Source organism: Paraburkholderia sp. BGA-UO-ETr-F12 (assembly GCF_059567945.1).
On the sequence record NZ_JCAQOZ010000032.1, the window covers coordinates 34,864 to 60,519 of the forward strand.

Below are 25,656 nucleotides of genomic sequence, written 5' to 3' on the forward strand. Positions count from 1 at the left end.
GGCGGCCGGGGTCGGCTGTCCGGGCGACGGGCGATAGGCGGTCGGGCCCGCCAGCCCCACCTCCGCCTCAGCGCCTGGACGCTCCGCCAGAAACGTCCGCTATGTCCGTCGCCACCACATCGGTCACGTCATGCACGGCAGCGGCTCCGCCTTCGGGCTCATTCTCCGCACCGCTTTCCAGCCGATGCAGCCAGGCGAGCAACTCTGCCACCGCCTGATAAAGCTGCGGCGGAATCCGCGTATCGAGATCGACCTGCATCAGCAACGAGACCATTTCCGGTGACTCGTGCACATACAGACCGGCCTCCTTGGCGCGCTGCACGATCATCTCGGCCAGCATGCCGTAGCCTTTGGCGACGACACGCGGCGCGGGATCGTTGCCTTGTGCGTCGTAGACGAGCGCGGCCGCGCTGCGGCGATGTTTGCGGCTCATCACATATCCCAATCGAAATCGTCGAGCGGCGCGGACGAGCGGTCAGCCCGCCCCGCGCGATGCCCCGTCGACGCTTTGTCAGCCGCCGAGGCAGCAGATGCCACTGAGGCCGAGCGCGCATACGCGGACGCCGCCGCCTGTCCGGCTACCGCGGCGCCCGCCGCGGTAGCCGGCATGCCGCCGCCAATCTCGCGAATCGTCAGCCCGTGCAATTCGATGCCTGCCGCCGCGAGCCGTTGACGAAAATCCTCACCCTGCACGGACAAGCGCGCCGCGCCAACCGGACTCGCCTGCACGCGCGCGACCAGCCGTGAGCCCGTCAGCGTCAGGTCCGCGTCGACGGTGCCGAGTGTCGGCAGCGACAGCGTCAGCCGCGTGCGCCACGGTTGATCGTCCTCGCTCGCCGTGCCGCCGCCGCTGCGATCCCATTCATCGCCTTCCTGCTCGATGGTCCAGTCGAGCTTGGCGCCCGGCCATGCTTCGCCGGTCCAGCGGAATTGCCCGGTAGCGAGCAGATCGAGTTGCTGGCGCACCAGCGGCACGGTCGCGGGATGAACCGCGGCTGCCATCGATTGTGTGTTTTGCGACGACCCGCCGTCGTCCAGCGGCGTCGCGGCACCGCGTAAGCTCGCATGCGCCGGCTGGCCATTCAGGTCGGACAGCGAACTCGCCAGCACCTCGCCCGCTACGAAACGCGCGGCCTGCGCGGTCTGGATCGACGGCATCCGGCCTGCCGCGTTGCCGTCCGGCGCGCCGTTGGCCGGGCCGTTGGGCGTACCGCCCGCGCCCTGCCGGGCTGCCGCATTGGCAGACGGAGCCTGCTCGGCGTCGCTCGCCCAGTTGAGCGGCAGTTGCGCGGCGGCGGCCACCAGCTTGTTCTGCGCCTCGCCGGCCAGCGCGGCCGGCGTGCTTTGGCCGGCCAGCCATTGTGCGAGATGGGATTCGTAAAACAGGCCACTTTCGCCGACCGTCTGTTCGAGCGCGGCGGCGAGCGCGGCGACCGGCACCTGGGCCGCCGCGACATTGGCGGTGGCCGCGGTGCCGGCGGTATTCGGATTCGCGGAGGGAGCAGCGGATGGGGCAGCCGTATCGAAGAGCGGCAAGCCACCAGCCTCGATATCGAGCGCCGGAGCGGCCGGCCAGATCGGTGCCTGGCCGAGCACGGCCGGCGTCGCCTCGCCGCCAGAGTTCACGATCGCATTGAGCGTCAGCGCGACGGCGGACAGCGCGGTCTGGGCGGAAGCCGGCGGGGCTGCGGGAGGCGCGACAGGGGTGGTGTTGAGAACTTCGGTATCGACGCCCGCAGCGCCAGTCTGCGAGGCCGTCGCGCTGCCCGGCGCAAGATTGAGCAGACTGTCGACCCGGTTCGCGAGCAGCGAACTGACGACCGTGTCGATTCCGTTCATACCGATTCCTTGGTCACATTGGCAGCGGCACGCTCAAATATAGTCGGACGGACTCAGACAGCGTGTTGCCCGCGGGCGCACTCAGCGCGCCCCGTACAATTCCTTGAGCACGCGAGTCGGCCGTCCGGCGAACAACGCCGACAGATTGGCCATGCGCGGATTCGCCAGATCCCGGATCGCCGCGTCGTCGGCCAGAATCTGCCGGATCAGCGTGTACTTGCGCAGACGCTCCGCATCGTCCAGCCTAACGCCGGTTTCCGCGTCTTTCAGCGCGTCCACCAGATTCCGGTATTCCTCCTGCAAATGGGCCAGATCGCTCCACAGGGCCCGCCGGGCGGCTGTCAGCATGCGGCGGGAAATCGCTGCAATCGCCTCGTAGCGGGCGAAATATTCTGCGTTCGATGTCATCTCATGCTTTCCGCGGCCGGCTGGGCTGCCATCCGCGCGATCTCCGGGGCGATCCCGATCCATGCCTCTTCGAGTGTCGCCAGCAGGCCATCGACCTCGACCAGCATCGCCTCGCTCTGTTTTATATTGGCTTCGAGCAACCGGCGCGACATATAGCTATATAGCGCGTCCAACCGCTCTGCAATCTCGCCGCCCACCTCGAGGTTCAGCGATAGTTGCAGCCCGCTTTCGACGATCTGAATCGCCTTGCCGATCGCCTCACCACGAGCCGGCACATTGCCTTGCTGCACATGCATGCGCGCTTGCGCGATCGCCTGCCGGGCGCCCTGATACAACATCACGATCAGACGATGCGGACTCGCGCCCATCACCCCTGTCTCGACGCCGACGCGTGCATACGCATTGGCTCCAGAGTGTCCTGGGGAAAACATCGGCGCTCCTCCTCTCTTGCACTGCGGTTGGTCGTGGCACCCCGTCCGGGTGCGCTGCGCACCCAGGATTTCTGCCTATAGCTGGTTATCGGATAGGCAACGGGAAAGCTTTAGGCCGGTGTAAGGAGGATTAAGGGGCCGATCGCGGCGACATCGCGCTGAACGCGGCAAGCCCGCCCGCCACAAGGCGCCTCGCGGGCGCGCCGGGCCGACCGTCCTGCCGTGCAAGCGCACGGCGTTGCATCCGGAGCACAGGCATTCGGGCGGGCGGAACAGCCCTGCCGCCCGAGTCGCACTCACACCGACATCTGCATGATGTCGTTGTAAGCCGACACCAGTTTGTTGCGCACCTGCAGCCCGAACTGGAAGCCGACGTTGGCCTTCTGCATGTCGACCATCACGTCGTTCAGCGAGACGTTGGACGCGCCGAGTTCGAACGCCTGCGATTCGCCGATCGCCTTGGTCTGATCGCCGCTGATCTTGTCCAACGACGCCTTGAGCGCCGAGGCGAACCCGCCGGCCGTCGCCGCGCCGGACTGATCGGCCGCCGGGCTGCTGCCGCCGGTCGCTTGCGCCGCCATCGACTGCATCTGTTGCAGTGCCGACGTGAGCGCGTTTACGGGCAAAGTCATGTTCTCTCCAGGGAATGACGACCGGCATGCCGGAAACCGTACCGATCTGGACGAAAGCATAGCAGCGGGTCCTCAGGGAAAGCCCCGAAACTAGGGGGGAAACCCGGCTCTATTCAAGCAATCGGGTTGAGCGGCGCTGCGGATAATTTCAATCGTGAAAGTCTCTGTCCGTACGCCCGCCGACCCTCGGTGCGCTCAGGCGGCAGAACGCAAAGGCATCCCGGAGATACCCGACGCATGGATTCGTCAGCCAACTCTTTGATCAACCCCGACGCCCGTATGGGCCTCGCCGGCGCGCAGCCGGGCGCCGGCACTGCCGGCACCGGCCAGGCAGGCGCCGCCGCGGACCTGGGCGGACTGGGGAGCAACCTGGGCGGCAATTTTGGCCAACGTCTGTCGGGTCTCGCGCAAATGCGCGGCAACCCGCGCGCACCGCTGATTTTCGCGGTCGCGTTGCTGGTCGCCATCGTCGCGGGCCTGTTCCTGTGGTCGCGCGCGCCGGACTACAAGGTGCTCTACAGCAACCTGTCGGACCGTGACGGCGGCGCCATCATCACCGCGCTGCAGGCGGCCAACATCCCCTACAAGTTCACCGATGCCGGTGGCGCGATCCTCGTGCCGTCCGAGCAGGTGCACGAAATGCGTCTGCGTCTGGCGGCGCAAGGCTTGCCCAAGAGCGGCTCGGTCGGCTTCGAATTGATGGACAACCAGAAGTTCGGCATCAGCCAGTTCGCCGAGCAGATCAATTACCAGCGCGCGCTGGAGGGTGAACTCGAACGCACGATCGAGTCGATTTCATCGGTGAAGTCGGCACGCGTGCATCTGGCCATTCCGAAGCCTTCGGTGTTCGTGCGCGACAAGGAAGCGCCGTCGGCCTCCGTGCTGGTCAACCTGTACCCGGGCCGCGCGCTCGACGAAGGCCAGGTGCTGGCGATCACCCATATGGTGTCGTCGGCAGTGCCGGATATGCCGGTGAAGGGCGTGACCATCCTCGACCAGGACGGCAACCTGCTGACGCAGCCGTCCACCGGCAGCGGGCTGGACGCCTCGCAACTCAAGTACCGCCAGCAGATCGAGCGCAGCACCCAGCAACGTATCGACGCGATCCTCGCGCCGTTATTTGGTTCGGGCAACGCGCACTCGCAGGTCAGCGCCGACATCGACTTCTCGCGCAGCGAGCAGACCTCGGAAAACTACGGCCCGAACGGCAGTCCACAGCAGGCGGCAATCCGCAGCCAGCAAACCAGCACCGCCACCGAAATGTCCCAGGCCGCGGCCTCCGGCGTGCCGGGCGCGTTGTCGAACCAGCCGCCGCAACCGGCCTCGGCGCCGATCGTCGCCGGTAACGGCGCGAGCGGCGTGACCACCACGCCGGTCAGCGATCGCAAGGATTCGACCACCAACTACGAACTCAACAAGACCGTGCAGCACCTGGAGCAGCCGATGGGCGGCATCAAGCGCCTTTCGGTGGCGGTGGTGGTCAACTACCTGCGAGTGGTCGACGCCAAGGGTCACGCGACCATGCAACCGGTCACCGCCGACAAGCTCGCGCAAGTCAATCAACTGGTGAAGGACGCGATGGGCTTCGACGCCGCGCGCGGCGACTCGGTCAACGTGGTCAACAGCCCGTTCTCCGCCGATATCGATCCGAATGCCGACCTGCCGTGGTGGCGCACGCCGGACATGATCGCGCTCGCCAAGCAGCTCGCAACCTACCTCGGCATTGGCGCGGTCGCCCTGTTCCTGTACTTCGTGATGGTGAAGCCGGCGCTGCGCCGCGCTTTCCCGCCGCCGGAGCCGGTCGCCGCCGCGGCGCTGCCGTCGCCGGACGAACCGATCCTGCTGGACGGCATTCCCGCCGCCGAGCGCGCGGCTACAGCCACCGTCGCCGAACTCGAAAGCGACAACGAATTGCTCGCGCTGGAAAACTCGAAGCACAAATACGAACGGAACCTGGAATTCGCGCGCAACATTGCCCGCCAGGATCCGAAGATCGTCGCAACCGTCGTGAAAAATTGGGTGTCCGATGAGCGCTGAAGGCGTAATGAAGAGCGCGCTCCTGCTGATGTCGATCGGTGAGGAAGAAGCCGCGCAGGTATTCAAGTTTCTCGGACCGCGCGAGGTTCAGAAGATCGGCGTGGCGATGGCCGCGCTGAAGAACATCACGCGCGAGCAGATCGACGAAGTCCTGCAGGAGTTCGTGCGCGAGGCCGAGAAGCACACCGCGCTGTCGCTCGATTCGAGCGACTACATCCGTTCGGTGCTGACCAAGGCGCTCGGCGACGACAAGGCCGGCGCGATCATCGACCGGATTTTGCAGGGCAGCGATACCAGCGGGATCGAAGGCCTCAAGTGGATGGACTCCGCGGCGGTGGCCGAGCTCATCAAGAACGAACACCCGCAGATCATCGCGACCATTCTGGTTCACCTGGACCGCGATCAGGCTTCGGAAATCGTCGCCTGCTTTACCGAGCGTCTGCGTAACGACGTGCTGCTGCGGATCGCCACGCTGGACGGCATCCAGCCGGCCGCACTGCGCGAACTCGACGACGTGCTGACGGGCCTGCTGTCCGGCAGCGACAACCTGAAGCGCAGCCCGATGGGCGGCATCCGCACGGCGGCCGAAATTCTCAACTTCATGTCGAGCAACCATGAAGAAGGCGTTATCGAGAACGTTCGCCAATACGACGCGGAACTCGCGCAGAAGATCATCGATCAGATGTTTGTGTTCGAGAACCTGCTCGATCTCGAGGACCGTGCGATCCAGTTGCTGCTGAAGGAAGTCGAGTCCGAGGCGTTGATCATCTCGCTGAAGGGCGCACCGCCCGCGTTGCGCCAGAAGTTCCTGTCGAACATGTCGCAACGTGCTGCCGAACTGCTCGCCGAAGACCTCGATTCGCGCGGCCCGGTGCGCGTCTCCGAAGTCGAGACGCAGCAGCGCCGTATCCTGCAAATCGTGCGCAATCTGGCGGAAAGCGGCCAGATCGCGCTAGGCGGCAAGGCGGAAGATGCGTATGTCTGATCAGAACTCCGCGGCGAAGGAAAGCCTCTCGGCCTACCAGCGCTGGGAGATGGCTTCGTTCGACCCGGTACCGCCGGCACCGCCCGAGCCCGAAGTCGACGACGGCGCGTTCGAAGCCGAACTCGAGCGTGTGCGCGACGCCGCCCATGCGCAGGGCATCGCAACCGGTCACGTGGCCGGGCAGGCGCTCGGTTATCAGGCCGGCTACGAGCAGGGGCATGCGCAAGGTTTCGAGCAGGGCCAGAGCGAAGCGCGCGAAGAAGCGGCGCGTCTGGCCGCGCTGGCCGAGACCTTCAAGGCAGCGCTTGACGGTGCGCAAGGCGCAATTTCGGAGACCTTGGTCGCGTTGGCGCTGGACATCGCCCAGCAGGTGGTGCGCCAGCACGTGCAGCACGATCCCACTGCGCTAATTGCCGCCGCCCGCGAGGTGCTGGCCAGCGAACCGGCGCTGGTCGGCGCGCCCGCGTTGATCGTCAGCCCCGCCGACCTGCCGGTCGTCGAGGCCTATCTGATGGAAGAATTGCAAACGCGCGGCTGGACCGTGCGGACCGATCCGGCGGTCGAGCGCGGTGGCTGCCGCGCCCAGGCCGGCACCGGTGAAGTGGATGCCGGCATCGATACACGCTGGGAGCGCGTCGCCGCCGCCCTCGGCAAGGTGAGCACATGGTGAAGCCGACGCTCGAAGAAATCCGCGCCAGCGATCTGACGCCGCTCGAACGCGAACTCGCGCTCGCGTCGTTCGGCGCCGAGGCATTGGCGGATGCACCGGCTGCGCTGACGCCCGCCGCGGCCGCCGTCGCGGCTATTGAAGCGGCCTTGCGTGAGCCTGGCCACGGTCATCCGGGCGCGGCGCGGCTGGAGGCGGGTACGCCACCGAGCCGCGAATCCGCTGCCGCGGAGGCCGCTTCAGACACCACTTCGTCGAGTTCCGCTTCACCCCTCCCCGCCCCCTACGATCCCGCACTCGACAGCAACCCGCACATGCAAGCCTGGCGTAGCCGTCTCGACGCACTGCGCGAGCGCAACGCAATCGCCAAACCGATGCGAGCCTGCGGACGTTTGACCCGCGCAGCCGGCCTGGTGCTCGAAGCCGTCGGCTTGCGGCTGTCGGTGGGCGCTGAAGTGATGATCGAACTGCCGCGCGGCAGTTCGCTGCCGATGGCCGAAGCCGAAGTGGTTGGCTTCTCCGGCGACAAACTGTTTCTGATGCCGACCACCGAGGTGATCGGCCTCTTGCCCGGCGCGCGCGTGTACCCGCTCGAAAGCGCGCCGATCGCCGATCCAATGGCGGGCGCCAAGCGCCTGCCGGTCGGCTGGGAACTGCTTGGCCGCGTGCTGGACGCGTCCGGCCGCCCGCTCGACGGGCTCGGCCCGCTCGGCGCGCATGCCGATGCGCCGCTGTCGGCGCCGGTCATCAACCCGCTGAACCGCGAGCCGATTCACAAGGTGCTCGACGTCGGCGTGCGCGCGATCAACGCGCTGCTGACCGTGGGCCGCGGCCAGCGCATGGGCCTGTTCGCCGGTTCGGGTGTCGGTAAATCGGTGCTGCTCGGCACGATGGCGCGCTACACCAGCGCCGAGGTGATCGTGATCGGCCTGATCGGCGAACGCGGCCGTGAAGTGAAGGAATTCATCGAACAGATTCTCGGCGAGGAAGGCCTCGCGCGCTCGGTCGTCATCGCCGCGCCGGCCGACGTCTCGCCGCTCTTGCGGATGCAGGCCGCGTCGTACTCGACCTCGCTCGCCGAGTATTTCCGCGATCAGGGCAAGCACGTGCTGCTGCTGATGGATTCGTTGACCCGCTATGCGATGGCGCAGCGCGAGATCGCGCTCGCCGTGGGCGAGCCGCCTGCCACCAAGGGCTATCCGCCTTCGGTGTTCGCCAAGCTGCCGGCGCTCGTCGAACGTACCGGCAACGGCCCGGCGGGCGGCGGATCGATCACCGCGTTCTACACCGTGCTGACCGAAGGCGACGACCAGCAGGACCCGATCGCCGACTCCGCGCGCGCGATTCTGGACGGCCACATCGTGCTGTCTCGCTCGCTCGCCGAGGCCGGCCACTATCCGGCGATTGACATCGAAGCATCGATTAGCCGGGCAATGACCGCGCTGATCGACGATAACCATCTTGAGAAAACGCGTATGTTCAAGCAGATGCTGTCGCGCTACCAGCGCAACCGCGATCTGATCAACGTCGGCGCCTATTCGAGTGGGCGCGACGCGCTGCTCGACCGTGCGATTGCGTTGTACCCCCGGATGGAAGCATTTTTGCAGCAAGGTTTCCGCGAATGCGCGAACTTTGAACCGAGTCTCGAGATGCTGGACGCTCTGTTTGCCCAAGGAGGCTGACGATGGCGAAACATTTTCCGATCAAGACACTTATCGGCCTCGCTCAGGACGATGTGGACGCGGCCGCGCAACGTCTGGGCCGCGCGCAGCGCGAGCGCAACGACGTGCAATCGCAACTTGACGCGCTGGTGCAGTATCGCGACGAATATCACGCGCGCTTCACGGCAACCGCTCAGACTGGCATGCCGGCCGGCAACATGCGCAATTTCCAGGCGTTCATCGACACGCTCGACGCCGCCATCGAACAGCAGCGCAACCTGCTGGTGACCGCCAATGCGCGTGTCGAGGCGGCCAAGCCCGACTGGCAGCGCCAGAAGCAGAAGCTTGGTTCGTACGAAGTGCTGCAGGCGCGCGGCGAGGCTGCCGAAGCAAAAGTCACGGCGCGGCGCGATCAGCGCGATGCCGACGAACATGCCGCCCGCATTCTGAGGATGCGCGCCGAGGGCGTTTGACGCGCCCGGGCGCCGCCTCGCTGACCGAACACCCCGTTTGACGGATTGACAGGATTCCCTATGTCGCTTCTTTCACAGATCGGCTCACTGCTCGGCTCCGCCAGCAGCACGTCCACCACTGCGGCCATGGCTGCGGCGGCGAACGCCACACCGTTCTCGCAGACCCTGCAGCAGAGCATCAACCTGCAGAACAACACGGCGGCGCAGAGTGCCAGCAAGCCGCCGGCTCCGCCGTCGTCTTCATCTTCTTCGTCTGCTTCCTCGTCGTCTTCGGCCTCTTCGTCCTCTTCGTCGAGCGTGCATGACGCGCCGCCGCCGTCCGATCCTTCGACGCAGAACCAGAATGCCGCGAGCAGCAACACGAACGACGGCAACTCGGCGAATGGATCTTCATCCAGCTCGTCGTCGGGTTCGTCGTCCGGTTCGCAGCAGGCCTCGAACAGCACGAACAACGCGACACCTTCGAAGTCCACCAACACCACCACGCAGACCGACGCGGGTACGGCAGCGGCCGCCGCAGCCGCGCAGGCACAAGCGCAGGCGCAGGCCAACGCGAACAACGCCGCCGATCCGGCGAGCACCGACCCTGCCGCCGCGCTGACTGACGCCGCGACCACGCAGGCTGGCACGGACCCCACGACGGATGGCGCCACCGGCAAAAAGACTTCCGCGACCGATTCAAAGTCCGCGCAGGACGCCCTGCAGGCAGCGCTGGCCGCGTTGGCGAGCGGCCAGGCCGTGGTCCCGGCGCAGGCGCTTGCCAGCGGCGCGGCGGCGAACGCAACGCCGGCGGGCAGTTTGGGTGCTGGCGCGAGCAACGGACTGACCGAATCGGCGGACGGCAAGACCTTGGCGGCTGGTTTATTCGGCAACGGCAAGGGATCGGGCGCCGGCAAGACCACATTGACGAGCGCGGCTACGACCGTGGCCGATCCATCGACGGCTGCGAAGGTTGCGGCTGATGCGCTGAGCGCGACTGCTGCTGGCGGTGCGCAGACTGACGATCTGGCGTCCTTCAGGAGTGCGGCCGACGCCGCGACGGCGGCGCTGGCGGCCGGCCAGGTTGCGGCGGGGGCCGCGAGCACGACCACGGCTGTGCAGACGACGGGGAACGCCGGTGCGGCGGAAGTGGCGAATGCGTTGTCGCCGCAGGTGGGCACGACGGATTGGGAAGACGCGTTGAGTCAGAAGGTGGTGTTTTTGTCGAATGCCCATTCGCAGAGCGCCGAGCTGACTTTGAATCCGAAGGATCTCGGGCCGTTGCAGGTTGTGTTGCAGGTTGCCGATAACCATGCACATGCGTTGTTTGTTTCGCAGCACCAGCAGGTGCGGGAAGCTGTCGAGGCCGCGTTGCCGAAGCTTCGCGAGGCGATGGAATCCAACGGGATTGGGTTGGGGAGCGCTAGTGTTAGCGATGGGTTTGCCCGGCAGGGCGGGCAGCAGAGTGCTGGATTTGGGCGTTCTGGTGGAGGTGGCAGCGGGGCTGCCGGGTCTTTTGGCGGCGGGGCCGCGGGTGATTCTGATTCTGTAAAGGCTGATGTTGCCGTTCGGCGGAGTGTTGGGTTGGTTGATACGTTTGCTTGATTTTGTGTTTTTGGCCTGGTCGGCGGGGTTGTTGTTGGTCTGGATTTTGGGCGTTGCCTTGCTGTCGTAGTGGTCTGTTCTGTTGTTGGTCTTTTGGCCTTTCCTTGAATTGTTAGTGGTCTATTAGCGTTGCCCCTGTGCGGGGCGGCACCTACTTTTCTTTGCCGGCCGCAAAGAAAAGTAGGCAAAAGAAAGCGGCTCACACCGCTAATTCTTAAGCGGGTCCCCTGGCTTGGAGAGGGTAGTGGTGCATCTGGAATCCGTGTTCCCGCGCACTCCGCGTCAGCGACAAGGCGCTCATCAGCTCCCACTCCGCACTGAGTGCGTCGCGGATGGGTCTGCCTGGGAAACCAGCAGCTTCGCTTCGCGCAGCGGGTGCCCTCGGCTTCGCCTCGGCGAAATGCCCCCGCTCTGATTGGCCAACCCCACTTCGGAAATGTCGGTGCGTTGCTCTTGTTTTCGCTTTCGCGGCGCGATTGCGATCGCTGTTGCGGCTGAGCTTGCAGCAGCGGGGCAGCGGCGAGCAGGAACCGAGGCAAACGGCAGCGGGAGGCCGAGGCCTGGTGACAGCGATGCTGCCGACGAGTCAGTATCTGGATAAATCGAGGCGCGAAACCGCAGCGGGCGGATCGAGGGTGGAAACCGTAGCGGGTGGCGATATGAACGGGGTATCGGCGCGCGCAGCGTCGCCGGAGGTATGACTGCCTTGTCACTGGGGCGGAGTGTGCGAGAAGACAGATTCCAGATGCACCACTACCCCCTCCAAGCCAGGGGACCCGCTTATGAGCTGGCGGTGTAAAGCCGCTTTCTTTTGCCTACTTTTCTTTGCGGCAGGCAAAGAAAAGTAGGTGCCGCCCCGCACAGGGGCAACGCTAATAGACCACGAACAAACCAAGGAAAGGCCAAAGAACCAACACCAGAACAGACCACAACAACAGCAAGGCAACGCCCAAAACCAGATCAACAAGAAAACCGCCGACCAGGCAAAAACCAGAGATAGCCCTCAATACCCCTTCTTTTCGACCCATCGCGCCGCAGGCAAATCAACAACAATCACCCTCATCAGCAATAAAGGCAAGCAAAGCAAACCTCATGGCAACCACGACCGCAAACCAGCAAGCCGTGCCCGCTTCCCCGGGCCCCTTGAAGCGCATCATCCTGATCGTCCTCATCGCGATCATCGCCGCGGGCGCTGCCGGCGCGGGTGTGTGGTTCTTCATGTCCAAACGCGCGCCGACCCCGGTGTCGGCGGAAACCGCCAGCGCTCCGCCGCCGCTCGCCGCGCCGCTGTTCTTCCCGCTCGAATCGATGACCGTCAACCTGCAATCGGACGACGGCCAGCAACACTTCCTGCGTATCGGCCTGACCCTCAAGCTCAACGACCCGAAAACCCAGCAGGAACTCACCGAGCATATGCCGGAAGTACGCAGCCGCATCCTCCTCGCCCTGTCGAACAAACACCCGGAAGAACTCGCGCCGCTGGAAGGCAAACGCGCGCTGGCCGCCGAACTCCGGACGCTGATCGAAGAGCCGACCGACAAGGGCGCGGCGCCGATCCATGTCCAGGACGTGCTGTTCACCGAATTCGTCGTGCAGTGAAACTGATTCACGCTGCCATCACTAACCGCCGGACGCACGAGGAATAAGGAATGGGCCACGAAGAGTTCATGTCCCAGGAGGAGGTCGATGCCCTCCTCAAGGGCGTCACCGGCGAGTCCGATTCGGAAACCGAGCAGACTGATCGCGCCGGGGTACGTCCGTACAACATCGCGACGCAGGAACGCATCGTCCGCGGCCGGATGCCCGGTCTCGAGATCATCAACGACCGCTTCGCGCGTCTGTTGCGCGTCGGTATCTTCAACTTCATGCGGCGCTCGGCGGAAATCTCCGTCGGTCCGGTGAAAGTGGTGAAGTACAGCGAGTTCACCCGCAACCTGCCGATCCCGACCAACCTGAACCTGGTCCATGTGAAGCCGTTGCGCGGCACGTCACTGTTCGTGTTCGACCCGAATCTGGTGTTCTTCGTGGTCGACAACCTGTTCGGCGGCGACGGGCGTTTTCATACCCGCGTCGAAGGCCGCGATTTCACGGCAACCGAGCAGCGCATCATCATGAAGCTGCTCAATCTCACGTTCGAACACTACGCGGCGTCGTGGAAAAGCGTGCGCCCGCTGCAGTTCGAATTCGTGCGCTCGGAAATGCACACGCAGTTCGCCAACGTGGCGACGCCGAACGAAATCGTCATCGTCACGCAGTTCTCGATCGAGTTCGGCACGACGGGCGGCACGCTGCACATCTGCATGCCGTATTCGATGATCGAACCGATTCGCGACATTCTGTCGTCGCCGATCCAGGGCGAGGCGCTGGAAGTCGACCGCCGCTGGGTTCGCGTGCTGTCGCAACAGGTGCAGGCAGCGGAAGTGGAACTGACCGCCGACCTCGCACAGGTGCCGGTTACGTTCGAACAGATCCTGAACATGCGCAAAGGCGATGTTTTGCCGATCAACATCCCTGAACACATCACGGCGAAAGTCGATGGCGTGCCGGTGATGGAGTGCGGCTACGGAATTTTCAATGGTCAGTACGCGTTGCGGGTCCAGAAAATGATCAGCGCAGCCGACACGATGAAGGAAGGTGGATATGAGTGACCTGAACGCAAAGACTGAGGCCGAACTGGCCGCCGGCGAGCCGCAACTGGCCGCCGACGCCGCAGCCGCCGAAGACGACGCGGCGATGGCCGACTGGGCCAGCGCGCTGGCCGAACAGAACGACAACACGGAAGTCAGCGCGGCCACGGCCGGCGTGTTCCAGCCGCTCTCGAAGGTCGAATCGACCTCGACGCGCAACGACATTGACATGATCCTGGACATTCCCGTCCAGATGACCGTCGAACTCGGCCGTACCAAAATCGCGATCCGCAATCTGCTGCAACTGGCGCAAGGCTCGGTGGTGGAGCTGGACGGCATGGCGGGTGAACCGATGGACGTGCTGGTCAACGGCTGCCTGATCGCCCAGGGCGAAGTGGTGGTCGTGAACGACAAGTTCGGTATCCGTCTGACCGACATCATCACGCCGTCCGAACGCATCCGGAAGCTGAATCGATGAAACGCGTTGCCGGTCGCGCCATGCTGCATGCGTCGCGCAATCTTTTCAATCGCACTGTGCCCGCAGCCTCGACAGCAGCGACCGCAACGGCAACGACGTCAACGGCCACCTCGGCGCTGGTGTTCGCAGTAGCCTGCGTGGCGAGCTTCGCCGCATCGGCCGTTCACGCAGCCGATATGAACGCGGTCAACAACGCCGCAAGCATCGCATCGGGTGTCGGCGCCGGCACAGCCGTTCCGGCGCTCGGCGTGGGCGCGGTGCTGCAAACCATCGTCGGCCTGCTGGTGGTGATCGGCCTGGTGTTTGCCTGCGCATGGCTCGCGCGCCGCTTCGGCTTGCAGCCGGCCAATCGCAGCGGCCTCGTGAAGACGATTGGGGGCGCCTCGCTCGGCGGCAAGGAGCGCGTCGCCGTGGTAGAGATCGGCGACACGTGGCTCGTGCTCGGCACGGCACCCGGCAATGTGCGTCTGCTGCACACCATGCCCGCTGGTTCGGTCGCGGGCGATTCCGTCGCGAGCACGCAACCGGACGCAACGGGCGGCTCGGATGCATCGGCTAAGGGCACGGCATTGCCCGGCACCTTCGGTCAACGCTTTCGCGACGCTTTACGAGGCGAAGTGGGCAAACGTTTCAACGGGCAAGGCAACGGGGATCGGTAATGCAGTTCAGTCTTCAATCATCGCGCCCCGCGCAGTCAGGCCACCGAGCGCACAGCACTCGCATGTCCCGCATCGCTTTGAAAGGCATCGCCGGCCTGCGCCGAGCGGCGCCCGTGGCGTTGCCGGCCCTGATGCTCGCGCTGCCGACGCTGTCGTTCGCGCAGGCCGCCGGCTTGCCCGCCTTCAATACGAGCCCGGGCCCGAACGGCGGCACGACCTACTCGCTGAGCGTGCAGACGATGCTGCTGCTCACAATGCTGTCGTTCCTGCCGGCCATGGTGCTGATGATGACGAGCTTCACGCGCATCATCATCGTCTTGTCGCTGCTGCGTCAGGCGCTCGGCACCGCCACCACGCCGCCGAACCAGGTGCTGGTCGGTCTCGCGCTGTTCCTCACGCTGTTCGTGATGTCGCCGGTGCTCGACAAGGCCTATAACGACGGCTACAAACCGTTCTCCGACGGCTCGATACCGATGGAGACCGCCGTCAGCCGCGGCCTCGCGCCGTTCAAGACCTTCATGCTGCGCCAGACCCGCGAAAGCGATCTCGCGCTGTTCGCCCGCATCTCGCACGCCGCACCCATGCAGGGTCCGGAAGACGTGCCGCTGTCGCTGCTGGTGCCGTCGTTCGTGACGAGCGAACTGAAGACGGGTTTCCAGATCGGCTTCACGATTTTCATCCCGTTCCTGATCATCGACATGGTGGTAGCGAGCGTGCTGATGTCGATGGGGATGATGATGGTGTCGCCCGCCACCATCTCGCTGCCGTTCAAGCTGATGCTGTTCGTGCTAGTGGACGGTTGGCAATTGCTGCTCGGCTCGCTCGCGCAAAGCTTTGTTTAACCGCCGGTTCACCTCGCTGCGTCACTTAACCCCTCACGCATCGCACTGAAAACGCCATGAATCAAGAATCCGTCATGACGCTCGCGCACCAGGCCATGTATGTCGGCCTGCTGCTTGCCGCGCCGTTGCTGCTGGTCGCGCTGGTGGTCGGTCTGGTGGTGAGCCTGTTCCAGGCCGCCACGCAGATCAATGAAACCACGCTGTCGTTCATTCCGAAGCTGCTCGCGATCGCCATCACGATGGTGATCGCCGGTCCGTGGATGCTGACGACCATGCTCGACTACCTGCGCCAGACACTCACCAACATCCCCTCGCTGGTCAACTGAGCGCGGCCCAGGCCTTCGCCCGGCGCTCGCCCGCTCCCCCTCCACCATGTTTTCCGTCACCTACGCCCAACTGAACGCCTGGCTCACGGCGTTCCTGTGGCCGTTCGTGCGAATTCTCGCACTGGTGGCAACCGCGCCGGTGCTCGGCCACCGCTCGCTGCCGACACGCGTGAAGATCGGTCTCGCGGCCTTCATTACGATCATCGTCGCGCCCACGCTCGGCGCGCTGCCGCAAGTCACGGTGTTTTCCGCCGCAGGCGTGTGGATCATCGTCAACCAGTTCCTGATCGGCATCGCGCTCGGCATGACGATGCAGATCGTGTTTCAGGCGATCAGCGCCACCGGCGATTTCGTCGGACTCGGCATGGGGCTCGGCTTCGCGACATTCTTCGATGCGCAGGCGAGCAGTTCGAGCCAGGTGCTGTCGAGCTATATGAACACCATCGCCATGCTGGTGTTTCTGGTGATCGACGGCCATTTGCAAATGATCAGCGCGCTGCTGGCCACCTTCCAGTCCGTGCCGGTGTCGGCGAACATTCTGGGCGCGCCTGGCTGGCGCACCCTGGCGAATTTCGGCAGCACGGTGTTTTCTGCCGGCCTGCTGCTGTCGCTGCCGGTGGTCGTCGCTCTGCTGATCACCAATCTCGCGCTCGGCATCCTGAACCGCGCGGCGCCGCAAATCGGCGTGTTCCAGATCGGCTTTCCACTGACGATGCTGATCGGCATGCTGCTTCTGCAACTGATGATCCCGAACATGATTCCGTTCTTCATGCGCCTGTTCGATATCGGCATCGATCAGATGGGACGGGTTGCAGCCGGATTGAAGTAGCGTACGCGGAAAACAGGAAGGGCGGGAGCCGGCTCACACCGGCTTCCGCCCTTCCTGTTTCAGACTACTGCCGCGTTCAGTTCAGGTACTGGAACAGCGAAACGCTCTGAATCTTCACGAATGCCTGCTGTGCCGCTTGCAGCGCGTTTTGCGTCATCGTGTACTGGCCGATCGTCTTGACCATGTCGGTCTGGGTCAGATCCGCCAGGTTGCTCGCCGTCTGCAAGGTGTTGCTCTGCGTAACCGTCTGCAATGCCTGCACTTGCTGCTCGCGGCCACCCACCGCCGCCTGCGCCGTCACGACATTGTTCATCGTGTTTTCGAGCTGGGTCATGCTGGTGGTCAGCGCGCTCTGGAAGCTGGCCGTCGAGGCGCCGCCCGACACCGGCGTTTGCAAGGTGGTGATCAACTGGCTCAGGTTGGCGAACACGTCCGTGCTGCCTTGCGTGGCCGGCGTCACCGTGAAGCTGTCGCCCGCGTTCGGCGCGCCGCTGATCGACACGGTCTGGCCGCCCAGCGTGATCGCCGAGCCGGCCGTGAACGGTTGCGGTCCGCCCGTGGTCACCGTGCCGGAAGGCGTGGTCTGGGTCACCGTGTAGGTGGTCGCCGACGTGAAGGAAATGGTGTACTTGTCCGCGTTGGCCGGGTTGGTCGGATTCGTCATGCTGACGGTGCTGACCACGCCTGTGCCCGTGTTGCCGGTCGTCGCTGCCGGTACCGAGCTGGTGCCGATCGCCGCCACACTGTTGAAGATCGCGATCCCGTTGTCACCCGTCTGGATGGTGTGCGAAGGCGTGATCTGCATGGCAGGCGTACCGGTATCGCCCGAATAGGTCACCGCGCCGGCCGAGTTGGTGGTGTATGGCTGCGCGGTGCTTTGATAACCGCCAAACAACGCATTGCCCTGCGGGTCGGTCGAGTTGGCGAGCGTGAGCAGCTGGCTGCGCAAGCTCTGCAATTGCGTCGCGATCGAGCCACGGTCGCCGTCGTTCAGCGAACCGTCGCCGGCGCGCAGCACCAGCGTGTGAATGCTTTGCAGCACGGTATTGACGCTGCCGAGCGTCGAATCTTCCTGCTGCAGCGAAGACAGCGCCACATTCTGGTTGGTCGTGTACTGCGCGAGGCTCGTCGCCGTCGAGCTCAACTGCACCGCCTGCGCCGCGCCGAGCGGATTGTCCGACGGCGTGGAGAGGCTCACGCCGCTCGAGATCTGTGCGTACAGTTGCGACAGCTGAGCTTGCTGGTCGCTCATCGTCGAAACGTTCATGTTGAAGTACTGCATGCTGGAGATACGCATGTTCAACGCCTCACTGGAAGATGCCAAGTATCGTCTGGAACAGGGTCTGCGCGGTCTGGATGACCTTGCTGTTTGCCTGATACAGCTGCTGATACTGAAGCAGGTTGGCTGCTTCTTCGTTGATGTTCACGCCCGAGACCGACTGCTGCGCGGTGGTGATCTGCGTCACCAGCGCGGTCTGCGCCGTGCTCGAGGTCTGAATCTGGTTGGTCTGGTTGCCGATCTGGTTGACGTAGTTCGCATAGGCGCCCGTCAGCGTAACCGTGCCGCCGGCCAGCGCTTTTGCGTTGGACAGGTTCGACAGCGCCAGCGCATTGCGTCCGTCGTTGCTCGCGCCGGTGTTCGGGCCGATGGTGAAGGTGTCGCCGGCAGCCGGTGCGCCGCTGATCGTGACCGACACGCCGTTCATGTTGCCCGCCGTCGCGTTGTTGATCGTCAGCGTCGCGCCGGTGGTCGCCGAATACGGGATCACCGGCGTCGTGCCGGTGTTGTAGGTGGTGGTGGTCGGCGGTGTGCCGGCCGTCACCGTCACCGTCGAGCCAGCCGGGAAACCGGTGAGGCCGGTGCCGTTGTACGACAGCGTGGTGGTCGCATTCGGCATCGTGTAGCCGGCCGTCACCGTGCCTTGCGTGATCGTGGCGGTGCCGGTGTTGCTCGCCGTTGCGGCGCCCAGCACCGGTGCGGCGGCGGCAATCGCCGACGGGTCCGTGGTCGCGGTGTTGAAGCTGTTGAGCGCGCCGCGGGTCGGTTCAACCGTGAACGAGTCGCCGGCGTTCATCGTGCCGGTGGTCGAGAAATTCAGACCATTGATCGGCTGGCTCAGATTGGCCGCCGAACCCACCACGTTGCCGGTCGAATTGTCGGTCAGCGTGTAGATGCTGCCGTTATAGGACAGCGTGTAATCGCCAGTGGTCGGCTGTGCGGGATTCGCGAACGAGACGTTCAGTTGCGCATTGCCGGTATTCTGCGTGTTCGCATAGACGGTCGGGCCGCCCACCGAAAACAGCGCGCCGCCTTGAGCACCGGCGAGCGTAATGCCAAGGCTGTTCTGCGCATTGACCTGCGAAGCGAAGCTCACTGCAATCGCGCCAAGTTGCGCTTCGGCCGGATCGAGCGTCTGGCTGCGGAACGCCAGCAGACCGCCCAGCGTGCCGCCGGTGACTTTGCTGTCGGGCAGGTTTTGCGGCGCGGCGGCCGGGTTGGCGCCGGCCTGGCCGAGATACTGCACCGACAATTCGCTGGTATCGCCCGTCGAAGGCGCGGTGCCCAGGTTGTAGCTGTTGGTTGACGACACGAGCGGCTGGCCGTTGGCCATGAACACGCTGTAGCTGCCGTTGCTGTTCACCACGTTCACGCCGATCAGTTGCGACAGGTTCGACACGGCGAGATCGCGCTGATCCATCAACTGGTTCGGCGGCTGTCCCTGCGTGCTGGCCTGGGAAATCTGGCCGTTCAACTGCGCGATCTGCTGCGTGTAGCTGTTGATCTGCGAAACGGTGTTGCTGAGCTGCGTGTTGACGCTCTGGCGCAGCGCATCGTATTGCTGGCCCGCGGCATTGATCTGGTTCACGAGCGTCTGCGCGCCGCTGATCGCGGTCTGGCGGGTGGCCAGGCTGGAGGCGTTGTTCGAGACGTTCTGCAGACCGGTGAAATAGCTGGTGATCGCGCTCGCAATGCCGGAAGTCGGACTCCCGACCAGATTGTTCAGTTGCGAGATCAGCGTGTTATAGGTCGACAGCGAGCTGCCCGAGCTCTGCGCGTTGTTCAGCTGAGTGGTCAGATACTGGCTGTACTGGCGCGTCACGGTGACAGTCGAGACCCCCTGCGGCAGGAAGCCGGAACCCGTGTACTGGCCGGCGCTCTCCGCGTAGACCGGGGTTTCGATCGTGTAGCCCGGCGTCGACGCATTGCTGATGTTCTGGCCGGTCGTCGTAAGACCCCACTGGGCTGCGTTCAGTCCACTGAGTCCGAGATTGATGAGGTTGCTCGACATGCGTCATCCTGAAGGGCGACACCGACCGCTTGCCGCCGCGTTACTTGAACATTCTGTTTAACGGCCCTTTCGACGAAAAATTGAGGGCCATTCCGCATCAGCGCACCAGCGAGCGGCGCTTCATTTCGAGTTGCGTAATCAGACGTTGCAGCGTGTTTTCGGCATTGCCCGGCAGTGTCAGAAACCGAAAGCCGAGTTGGTAGCGCTGGGTGCCGTTCGGCAACGCCGTGGAGCGGTGCGACACCAGTTGCAGATCGAGCGAAAGCCGGCCGAAGCCGCCAAGCGACAGCTCGCAATCCTGCAAGCGCACGCCCATCGGCAATTCGGCCACGCGCTCATCCGTGGTGCGCATGCCCACGCCACCGAGCGACAGATCGTGCACTTCGAAGCGGAATGTGTCGCCTTCGGGCAAACGGCCGCTGCACATATACGGATCGAGAATCGGCGCATCGACGCGGAAATACTCGCGGCGCTGCACGTAGAACAGCACCTCAGGGAAATCGGCCTCGAACGCGGGCAGCCCTTCATAGCGGGTTTCGCGCGGTGTGGCGGTCACGAACTCGACGCGCACGCCGTCGGGCGAGGCGTGGAACTGGCAACGCGGCGCGGCCAGCAAGCCTCGGTTCTGCTCGGAGAGCGCGCCCCAGTCGAACGTGAAAGTGCGCCCGCGTACGTCGACTTCGAGCAGGCGCGTCACGAGCTGACCGCCCGCATATTCAACGGTGAGGAAATCGCCCCGATTGACGAGGTTGCGCAACTGAACGCCGATCTCCAGCGGATTGCGACGGCCGAAATCGGGTGTGCTGTCGTCTAGCGGAGCGTGCGACTGGCCGGGTGCGTCGGTCTGGCCGTGCGACTGGTTAGTATCCATGGGCTTGCCGGTATGCATGTTCTTGCGGGCGCGTGCCAGGCTCCTGCCGGGGCTTTCGCGCGGTCTTCGTCGAAGCCGCAGCACGCGCAGTCAACCGGACATTACAACGCTTTCCGGTATCGGGTCTAACTGATTAGCGGCAGCATTCCGCCAAAATTTAGGGCGGTTAATGAAATATTTGCCACAAACGTTAGAACGCCGACAGGCGATCAGCGCAGTCCGGTGCATCGAAACCAGGCGGCAATCAGCGGCACATTGCACACATCACGCCGCTTATGCGGGTGGACCGGCCGCCCACAGGCGGCCGGCCTCGTCCGTCTTGTTATGCACCTGGCCCCGTCGCGTGCATACTTTATTCGAGAAAATCAGACTGCAAAAACTGACTGGCTGCGCACTCCCGTGCAACCGCGCCCCTGCATTAACGGCAGCTCAGCCCATTTTCTGCATGATGGACATCAGTTTTTTAGCGTAATGCGGATCGGTCGCGTAACCCGCGCGCTGCATGCCATTGGCAAAGCCATTCACGTCATGCGCGGAATTAATCACCTGCGCATAACGCGGGTTACCCTTGAGCAGGCTCGCGTAGTCGGTCATCGCTTCCTGATACGAGTCGTACGCACGGAATTTTTCGACCACGCGCTGCGGCTTGCCGTTCACATATTCTGTCGTGACCGTCGAGACGGTCTTGCCGGTCCAGTCCTTGGTCGCCTTGATGCCAAACACGTTATGGCTGGTCGACCCGTCCGACTTCTTGATCTCGCTCTTGCCCCAGCCCGATTCAAGCGCGGCCTGGCCGATGATGAAGCGCGCCGGGATGCCGGTTGCCGCGCTGGCGGCCTGGGCCGGCTCGGCAAGCTTGTCGACGAAGGCATCGACCTTCGGCGAGCTGCCGTCGCCTTTGAGCGGCGGCGTCAGCGCGCTGTTGGCCGAGTAGCCCTTACCCATCGCCAGTTGGCCATTGGCCTGCGCATTGCCATAGGCCTTGGCGAGCGCGTTCAGCGCCGCGGTCTGGCCTTCGTCGCCGCCGCTGCCGCCACCCAGTGCATTGGCCATGCCGGCAAGACCGCCGCCCGCGCCGCTGCCGCCGCCCACCTGCAGGCCCTGATTGCGCATCATCTGCTTGAGCATCGCGTCAGCCACGCCGATGCCCTTCTGCGACAACTGTTGCGACAACTGCTGATCCATCATCGACGTGAAGGTGGCGCTGTCGTGCGAATCGAACGGGCCGTCCTGCGGCGTCGCATCGCGCATGCTCTTCAGCATCATCTGCGTGAACACCGCGTCGAACTGCTGCGCGGCCATCTTCATGCCGGCCTGCGGCGAAGCCTTGGCCTGCGCGCTCAATTTGCCGAAGCCCTGCACGTCGAGCGCGAAGCGCTGGGTCAGGTCGTTCGCCATATTGGCGGAATTGGTCGTATCCGAATTCATCCTGTGTCTTCCTTAGATGATTTCCAGGTCGGCGCGCAGAGCGCCCGCCGCTTTCATGGCCTGCAGGATCGACATCAGATCCGCGGGCGTCGCACCGAGCGCATTGAGCGCCTTCACCACTTCGGCCAGATTGGCGCCGGCGGTCACCATCTTCAGTGCGCCGTTGTCCTGCTTCATTTGAATCTGCGACTGCTTGGCCACTACCGTCTGGCCGTTCGAGAACGCGCCCGGCTGACTCACCACCGGCTGCGTATTGATCACCACCGACAGATTGCCGTGCGCCACCGCGCAGTTTTGCAGCGTGACCATCTGGTTCATCACGATCGAGCCGGTGCGCGCGTTCAGGATCACCTTCGCGGCGGCTTGCGCCGGCTTCACGTCGAGATTCTGCAATTGCGCCATGAAGGCGACCTGCTGTTCCGGATCGGACGGCGCGCGCAGCTGGATCGTGCGGCCGTCGAGCGCGGTGGCCGTGCCACTGCCGAACGCATTGTTCACCGCGGCCACGATGCGTTGCGTGGTGTCGTAGTCCATGTCGTTCAGGTCGAGCTGCATCGTGCCGGCCTGCGAGACCGAGGTCGGCACCGCGCGTTCGACAATCGCCCCGCCCGCAATGCGGCCCGCATTGAGCGTGTTGACCTGCACCTTGCTGCCGTTCGCGCTCGCGCCGGCGCCGCCGACCGCCAGATTGCCCTGGCCGAGCGCGTACACCTGGCCGTCCGCGCCCTTCAGCGGCGTGAGCAGTAGCGTGCCGCCGCGCAGGCTCTTCGAATTGCCGAGTGACGACACCGTCACGTCGATGGCTTCGCCCGGACGCGCGAACGGGGGCAGCACCGCCGTGACCATCACCGCGGCGACGTTCTTCAATTGAATGTTCGACAGCGACGACTGCTGATTGGTCGAACCCGCCGCCTGGTTGTTGATCGAGATGCCGAGATTCGCCAGCATGTTGGCGAGCGTTTGCGTCGTGAACGGCGTCTGGGTGGTCTGGTCGCCCGTGCCGTCCAGACCGACGACGAGGCCGTAGCCGATCAGCGGGTTATCGCGCACGCCCTGAATCTGCACGAGGTCTTTCAGACGTTCGGCGTGAGCGGGCGTGGCGGCCGGCAGCGCGGCGCAGGCGAGCGCAACTAGAGCGAGGGCGCGGCCGAGGCGGGAAAAGACGGTACGCATGATCACCACGGCGACACGTTAAGGAAGAAGCGCTGCAACCAGCCCATGTTCTCGGCCTCGTTGAGATAGCCCTTCGCTGAGTATTCGATCTTCGCGTCGGCCACCTGGGTCGAGTACACGGCGTTCAGGTTGGAAATCGTGTTCGGATTCACCACGCCGGAAAAGCGCACGAATTCATCGCCCTGATTGATCAGCATCTGCTTCTCGCCGCTCACCATCAGATTGCCGTTCGGCAGCACGCCGGTCACCGTCACGGTGATCGTGCCGTTAAACGTATTCGACGCATTGGCGCCGCCGGTTCCGTTGAACACGTTCGCCCCGGTGGCGCTCAGGTTGGTCTTGCCGAACAGTCCGCCGAGGAAGCCCGCGGTCGGCACGTTGAAGTTGGTGCTGCCCGAGCGATTCGCGTTGGCGCCCGACGACTTGGTCGCGTTGACGTTTTCCTGAATCACGATGGTCAGGATGTCGCCCACGTTGCGCGGCCGCTGGTCTTCGAACAACGGCCGGCCCGCATAGCCCGGGTTGTAGATCGAGCCCGGCGATTGAGCCTGCGGCGGCATCGGCGGCAGCGCAGTCATCGGCTGCTGCGTGATCGGCTGCTTCGGCACGAGGCCGCAGCCGCCCAGCGTCGCGAGCAGCGTGAGCTGCACGAGCGCCTGAGCGGTGCGCGAATGAACCGGATGACGAGTGGAGTGCGACATCTTGATTACTGCCTTTCGATAAAGCGCCGGGCCGTCCCAAATTTTCCTGGTCCCCGTTGAGGGGCCTGTCGCCAGGCGACAGGTTCGGAGGCGCTCTTGATTCCTGATCCCCTGAGCCTTAAACCTGCATCTGGCTGAGGGTCTGCAGCATCTGGTCGGAAGTTGTCACGGCCTTGCTGTTGATTTCGTAAGCGCGCTGTGTCTGGATCATGTTCACCAGTTCCTGCACCACATTCACGTTCGATGCTTCCACGTAACCCTGGCTGAGATTGCCCGCGCCGTTCAGGCCCGGTTGCGCGATGTTCGGCGCGCCCGACGAAGCCGTTTCCGCGAACAGGTTCTCACCCTTCGCATCGAGACCGGCCGGGTTGATGAAGGTGGCCAGTTGCATCGAGCCGAGCTGCTGGCTATTGGTCGAGCCGGCCACGGTGATCGACACCACGCCGTCGCTGCCGATGGTCAGCGAGGTGGCGTTGCTCGGGATCGTGATGCCCGGAATCACCTGATAGCCGCTCGAAGTGACGAGCTGGCCCTGGGCGTTGGTCTGGAACGAGCCGTCACGCGTGTAGGCGGTCGTGCCGTCAGGCATCTGCACCTGGAAAAAGCCTTGGCCGTTGATGGCGATGTCTTTCGAGTTGCCGGTCTGCTGCAGGTTGCCCTGCGTGTACAGACGCTCGGTCGCGACCTGCTGCACACCCGTGCCGAGCTGGATGCCCGACGGCAATTCGGTGTTCTGCGTCGAGTTCGCGCCCGGCTGACGGATGGTCTGATACAGCAGATCCTCGAACACCGCGCGCGAGCCCTTGAAGCCATTGGTGCTGACGTTCGCGAGGTTGTTCGAAATCACGTCCATCTGCGCCTGTTGCGCATTCATGCCGGTAGCGGCGATATAGAGCGAGCGATTCATCATTCTTCTCCAAGGTGTCGGGGCAATCCCGGAACAACCCGTTAGCTAAAGCTGAGCAGCTGGTTGGCGGACTGATCGTTCTTGTCCGCGTTCTCCAGCAGCTTCGTCTGCATCTGGAACTGGCGCGCGTTGGTGATCATCGAGACCATCGCGGCAACCGGATTCACGTTGCTGCCTTCGAGCGACGCCGGCGCCAGCGTGACGGCCGGATCGGCGTCGGCGGCATTGCCGTCGGCGGTGCGAAACAGGCCGTCGTCGCCACGCGTCATGGTTTGCGGATCGGGATTCACCAGCTTCAGCTGATCGACCGTCACCACCGCGGTCGGCGGATCGCCGGGCGTCAGCGCGGACACCGTGCCGTCCTTGCCGATCGTGATCTCCGCGCCCGGCGGCACCGACACCGGGCCGCCGTTGCCGAGCACGACCTGGTTCATCGCGTTGACCAGTTGGCCGTTCTCGTCGACGTGCAGGTTGCCGGCGCGCGTGTAGGCCTCGCCGCCGTCGGCGGTTTGCACCGCCAGCCAGCCCGGACCCTGAATCGCGACGTCAAGCGGATTGCCCGTCTGCTGGATCGGCCCCGGCGTATAGTCGGCGCCCGGCGTGGACGACAGCACGAAGGTGCGGGTGGTGTTGTCGTTGATCGAACTGCCGTCGCCGAACGCCATCGGCACGGCGCGGAAAGTTGCAAGCTGGGCGCGAAAGCCGGTGGTCGAGGCGTTCGCCAGGTTGTTGGCGACGATAGCCTGCTGCTCGAGCGCTTGCGTGCTGCCCGACATCGCGGTGTAGATCAGCCGATCCATGATGGGAG

The 25,656-nt window shown here is 64.4% G+C and carries 26 protein-coding genes; 13 read left to right on the forward strand and 13 right to left on the reverse strand.

Annotated features, from left to right (window positions below; all coding sequences use genetic code 11):
• Positions 1-67: 67 nt before the first annotated feature.
• From AC57B6_RS15265 to fliE, 5 genes are all read right to left on the reverse strand, one after another.
• Positions 68-433, reverse strand: coding sequence for an EscU/YscU/HrcU family type III secretion system export apparatus switch protein (locus AC57B6_RS15265; RefSeq protein ID WP_028198535.1), 366 nt, complete (start codon positions 431-433; stop codon positions 68-70).
• Positions 433-1,839 (reverse strand): flagellar hook-length control protein FliK, encoded by a 1,407-nt coding sequence (fliK, locus tag AC57B6_RS15270; protein WP_496421654.1) that lies wholly within the window; start codon positions 1,837-1,839, stop codon positions 433-435. Before fliK ends, AC57B6_RS15265 begins: the two co-directional genes overlap by 1 nt.
• A gap of 81 nt (positions 1,840-1,920) precedes the next feature.
• Entirely contained in the window at positions 1,921-2,247 is a 327-nt protein-coding gene (locus AC57B6_RS15275) for a flagellar protein FliT (RefSeq protein WP_028198533.1), read from the reverse strand.
• Entirely contained in the window at positions 2,244-2,678 is a 435-nt protein-coding gene (gene fliS, locus AC57B6_RS15280) for a flagellar export chaperone FliS (protein WP_030102365.1), read from the reverse strand. The genes AC57B6_RS15275 and fliS overlap by 4 nt, the downstream gene beginning before the upstream one ends.
• 296 nt (positions 2,679-2,974) lie before the next feature.
• Positions 2,975-3,310, reverse strand: a complete 336-nt coding sequence (gene fliE / locus AC57B6_RS15285) for a flagellar hook-basal body complex protein FliE (protein ID WP_028198531.1) — start codon at positions 3,308-3,310, stop codon at positions 2,975-2,977.
• 237 nt (positions 3,311-3,547) lie between these two features.
• Here fliE and fliF point away from each other — a divergent pair, with 237 nt between their 5' ends.
• The 13 genes from fliF to fliR all read left to right on the forward strand — a co-directional run bounded on the left by fliF (position 3,548) and on the right by fliR (position 16,478).
• Entirely contained in the window at positions 3,548-5,347 is a 1,800-nt protein-coding gene (gene fliF, locus AC57B6_RS15290) for a flagellar basal-body MS-ring/collar protein FliF (protein WP_496421655.1), read from the forward strand.
• The gene (gene fliG, locus AC57B6_RS15295) at positions 5,337-6,332 is read left to right on the forward strand and encodes a flagellar motor switch protein FliG (protein WP_028198529.1); all 996 of its coding nucleotides are present in this window, start codon (positions 5,337-5,339) and stop codon (positions 6,330-6,332) included. The genes fliF and fliG overlap by 11 nt, the downstream gene beginning before the upstream one ends.
• On the forward strand, positions 6,319-7,002 hold the full coding sequence (fliH, locus tag AC57B6_RS15300; RefSeq protein ID WP_028198528.1) for a flagellar assembly protein FliH: 684 nt from the start codon (positions 6,319-6,321) through the stop codon (positions 7,000-7,002). Before fliG ends, fliH begins: the two co-directional genes overlap by 14 nt.
• Positions 6,996-8,681: a flagellar protein export ATPase FliI gene (fliI, locus tag AC57B6_RS15305; RefSeq protein WP_406867636.1), complete on the forward strand. Its 1,686-nt coding sequence runs from the start codon at positions 6,996-6,998 to the stop codon at positions 8,679-8,681. The genes fliH and fliI overlap by 7 nt, the downstream gene beginning before the upstream one ends.
• 2 nt (positions 8,682-8,683) lie before the next feature.
• Positions 8,684-9,133 (forward strand): flagellar export protein FliJ, encoded by a 450-nt coding sequence (fliJ, locus tag AC57B6_RS15310; protein ID WP_028198526.1) that lies wholly within the window; start codon positions 8,684-8,686, stop codon positions 9,131-9,133.
• Between the two features lie 60 nt (positions 9,134-9,193).
• The gene (locus AC57B6_RS15315) at positions 9,194-10,717 is read left to right on the forward strand and encodes a flagellar hook-length control protein FliK (RefSeq protein WP_496421656.1); all 1,524 of its coding nucleotides are present in this window, start codon (positions 9,194-9,196) and stop codon (positions 10,715-10,717) included.
• Between the two features lie 1,092 nt (positions 10,718-11,809).
• Complete coding sequence (gene fliL, locus AC57B6_RS15320; protein WP_028198524.1) at positions 11,810-12,316, forward strand: flagellar basal body-associated protein FliL; 507 nt, start codon at positions 11,810-11,812, stop codon at positions 12,314-12,316.
• 50 nt (positions 12,317-12,366) lie between these two features.
• The gene (gene fliM / locus AC57B6_RS15325; protein WP_028198523.1) at positions 12,367-13,365 is read left to right on the forward strand and encodes a flagellar motor switch protein FliM; all 999 of its coding nucleotides are present in this window, start codon (positions 12,367-12,369) and stop codon (positions 13,363-13,365) included.
• The gene (fliN, locus tag AC57B6_RS15330; RefSeq protein ID WP_028198522.1) at positions 13,358-13,822 is read left to right on the forward strand and encodes a flagellar motor switch protein FliN; all 465 of its coding nucleotides are present in this window, start codon (positions 13,358-13,360) and stop codon (positions 13,820-13,822) included. Before fliM ends, fliN begins: the two co-directional genes overlap by 8 nt.
• Complete coding sequence (gene fliO, locus AC57B6_RS15335; RefSeq protein WP_183799233.1) at positions 13,819-14,481, forward strand: flagellar biosynthetic protein FliO; 663 nt, start codon at positions 13,819-13,821, stop codon at positions 14,479-14,481. Before fliN ends, fliO begins: the two co-directional genes overlap by 4 nt.
• Before the next feature lie 62 nt (positions 14,482-14,543).
• On the forward strand, positions 14,544-15,323 hold the full coding sequence (gene fliP, locus AC57B6_RS15340; protein ID WP_444512758.1) for a flagellar type III secretion system pore protein FliP: 780 nt from the start codon (positions 14,544-14,546) through the stop codon (positions 15,321-15,323).
• Between the two features lie 56 nt (positions 15,324-15,379).
• Complete coding sequence (gene fliQ, locus AC57B6_RS15345) at positions 15,380-15,649, forward strand: flagellar biosynthesis protein FliQ (protein ID WP_028198519.1); 270 nt, start codon at positions 15,380-15,382, stop codon at positions 15,647-15,649.
• 46 nt (positions 15,650-15,695) lie between these two features.
• Positions 15,696-16,478: a flagellar biosynthetic protein FliR gene (gene fliR, locus AC57B6_RS15350; RefSeq protein WP_028198518.1), complete on the forward strand. Its 783-nt coding sequence runs from the start codon at positions 15,696-15,698 to the stop codon at positions 16,476-16,478.
• Positions 16,479-16,554: 76 nt separating this feature from the next.
• Here the strand turns inward: fliR and flgL are convergent, their stop codons facing one another.
• The 8 genes from flgL to flgF form a co-directional block, all read right to left on the reverse strand.
• The gene (flgL, locus tag AC57B6_RS15355; RefSeq protein WP_252888523.1) at positions 16,555-17,775 is read right to left on the reverse strand and encodes a flagellar hook-associated protein FlgL; all 1,221 of its coding nucleotides are present in this window, start codon (positions 17,773-17,775) and stop codon (positions 16,555-16,557) included.
• A gap of 10 nt (positions 17,776-17,785) precedes the next feature.
• On the reverse strand, positions 17,786-19,768 hold the full coding sequence (gene flgK / locus AC57B6_RS15360) for a flagellar hook-associated protein FlgK (protein WP_028198516.1): 1,983 nt from the start codon (positions 19,766-19,768) through the stop codon (positions 17,786-17,788).
• Between the two features lie 97 nt (positions 19,769-19,865).
• Entirely contained in the window at positions 19,866-20,639 is a 774-nt protein-coding gene (locus AC57B6_RS15365) for a flagellar brake protein (protein ID WP_496421657.1), read from the reverse strand.
• A gap of 429 nt (positions 20,640-21,068) precedes the next feature.
• Positions 21,069-22,067, reverse strand: a complete 999-nt coding sequence (gene flgJ / locus AC57B6_RS15370) for a flagellar assembly peptidoglycan hydrolase FlgJ (RefSeq protein WP_028198514.1) — start codon at positions 22,065-22,067, stop codon at positions 21,069-21,071.
• A 12-nt stretch (positions 22,068-22,079) separates the two neighbouring features.
• Positions 22,080-23,240 (reverse strand): flagellar basal body P-ring protein FlgI, encoded by a 1,161-nt coding sequence (locus tag AC57B6_RS15375; RefSeq protein WP_028198513.1) that lies wholly within the window; start codon positions 23,238-23,240, stop codon positions 22,080-22,082.
• Positions 23,241-23,242: 2 nt separating this feature from the next.
• On the reverse strand, positions 23,243-23,941 hold the full coding sequence (flgH, locus tag AC57B6_RS15380) for a flagellar basal body L-ring protein FlgH (RefSeq protein WP_106355152.1): 699 nt from the start codon (positions 23,939-23,941) through the stop codon (positions 23,243-23,245).
• Between the two features lie 118 nt (positions 23,942-24,059).
• Positions 24,060-24,848 (reverse strand): flagellar basal-body rod protein FlgG, encoded by a 789-nt coding sequence (gene flgG / locus AC57B6_RS15385; RefSeq protein ID WP_028198511.1) that lies wholly within the window; start codon positions 24,846-24,848, stop codon positions 24,060-24,062.
• Positions 24,849-24,889: 41 nt separating this feature from the next.
• Positions 24,890-25,648 (reverse strand): flagellar basal-body rod protein FlgF, encoded by a 759-nt coding sequence (gene flgF, locus AC57B6_RS15390; protein ID WP_028198510.1) that lies wholly within the window; start codon positions 25,646-25,648, stop codon positions 24,890-24,892.
• Between the last annotated feature and the right edge of the window lie 8 nt (positions 25,649-25,656).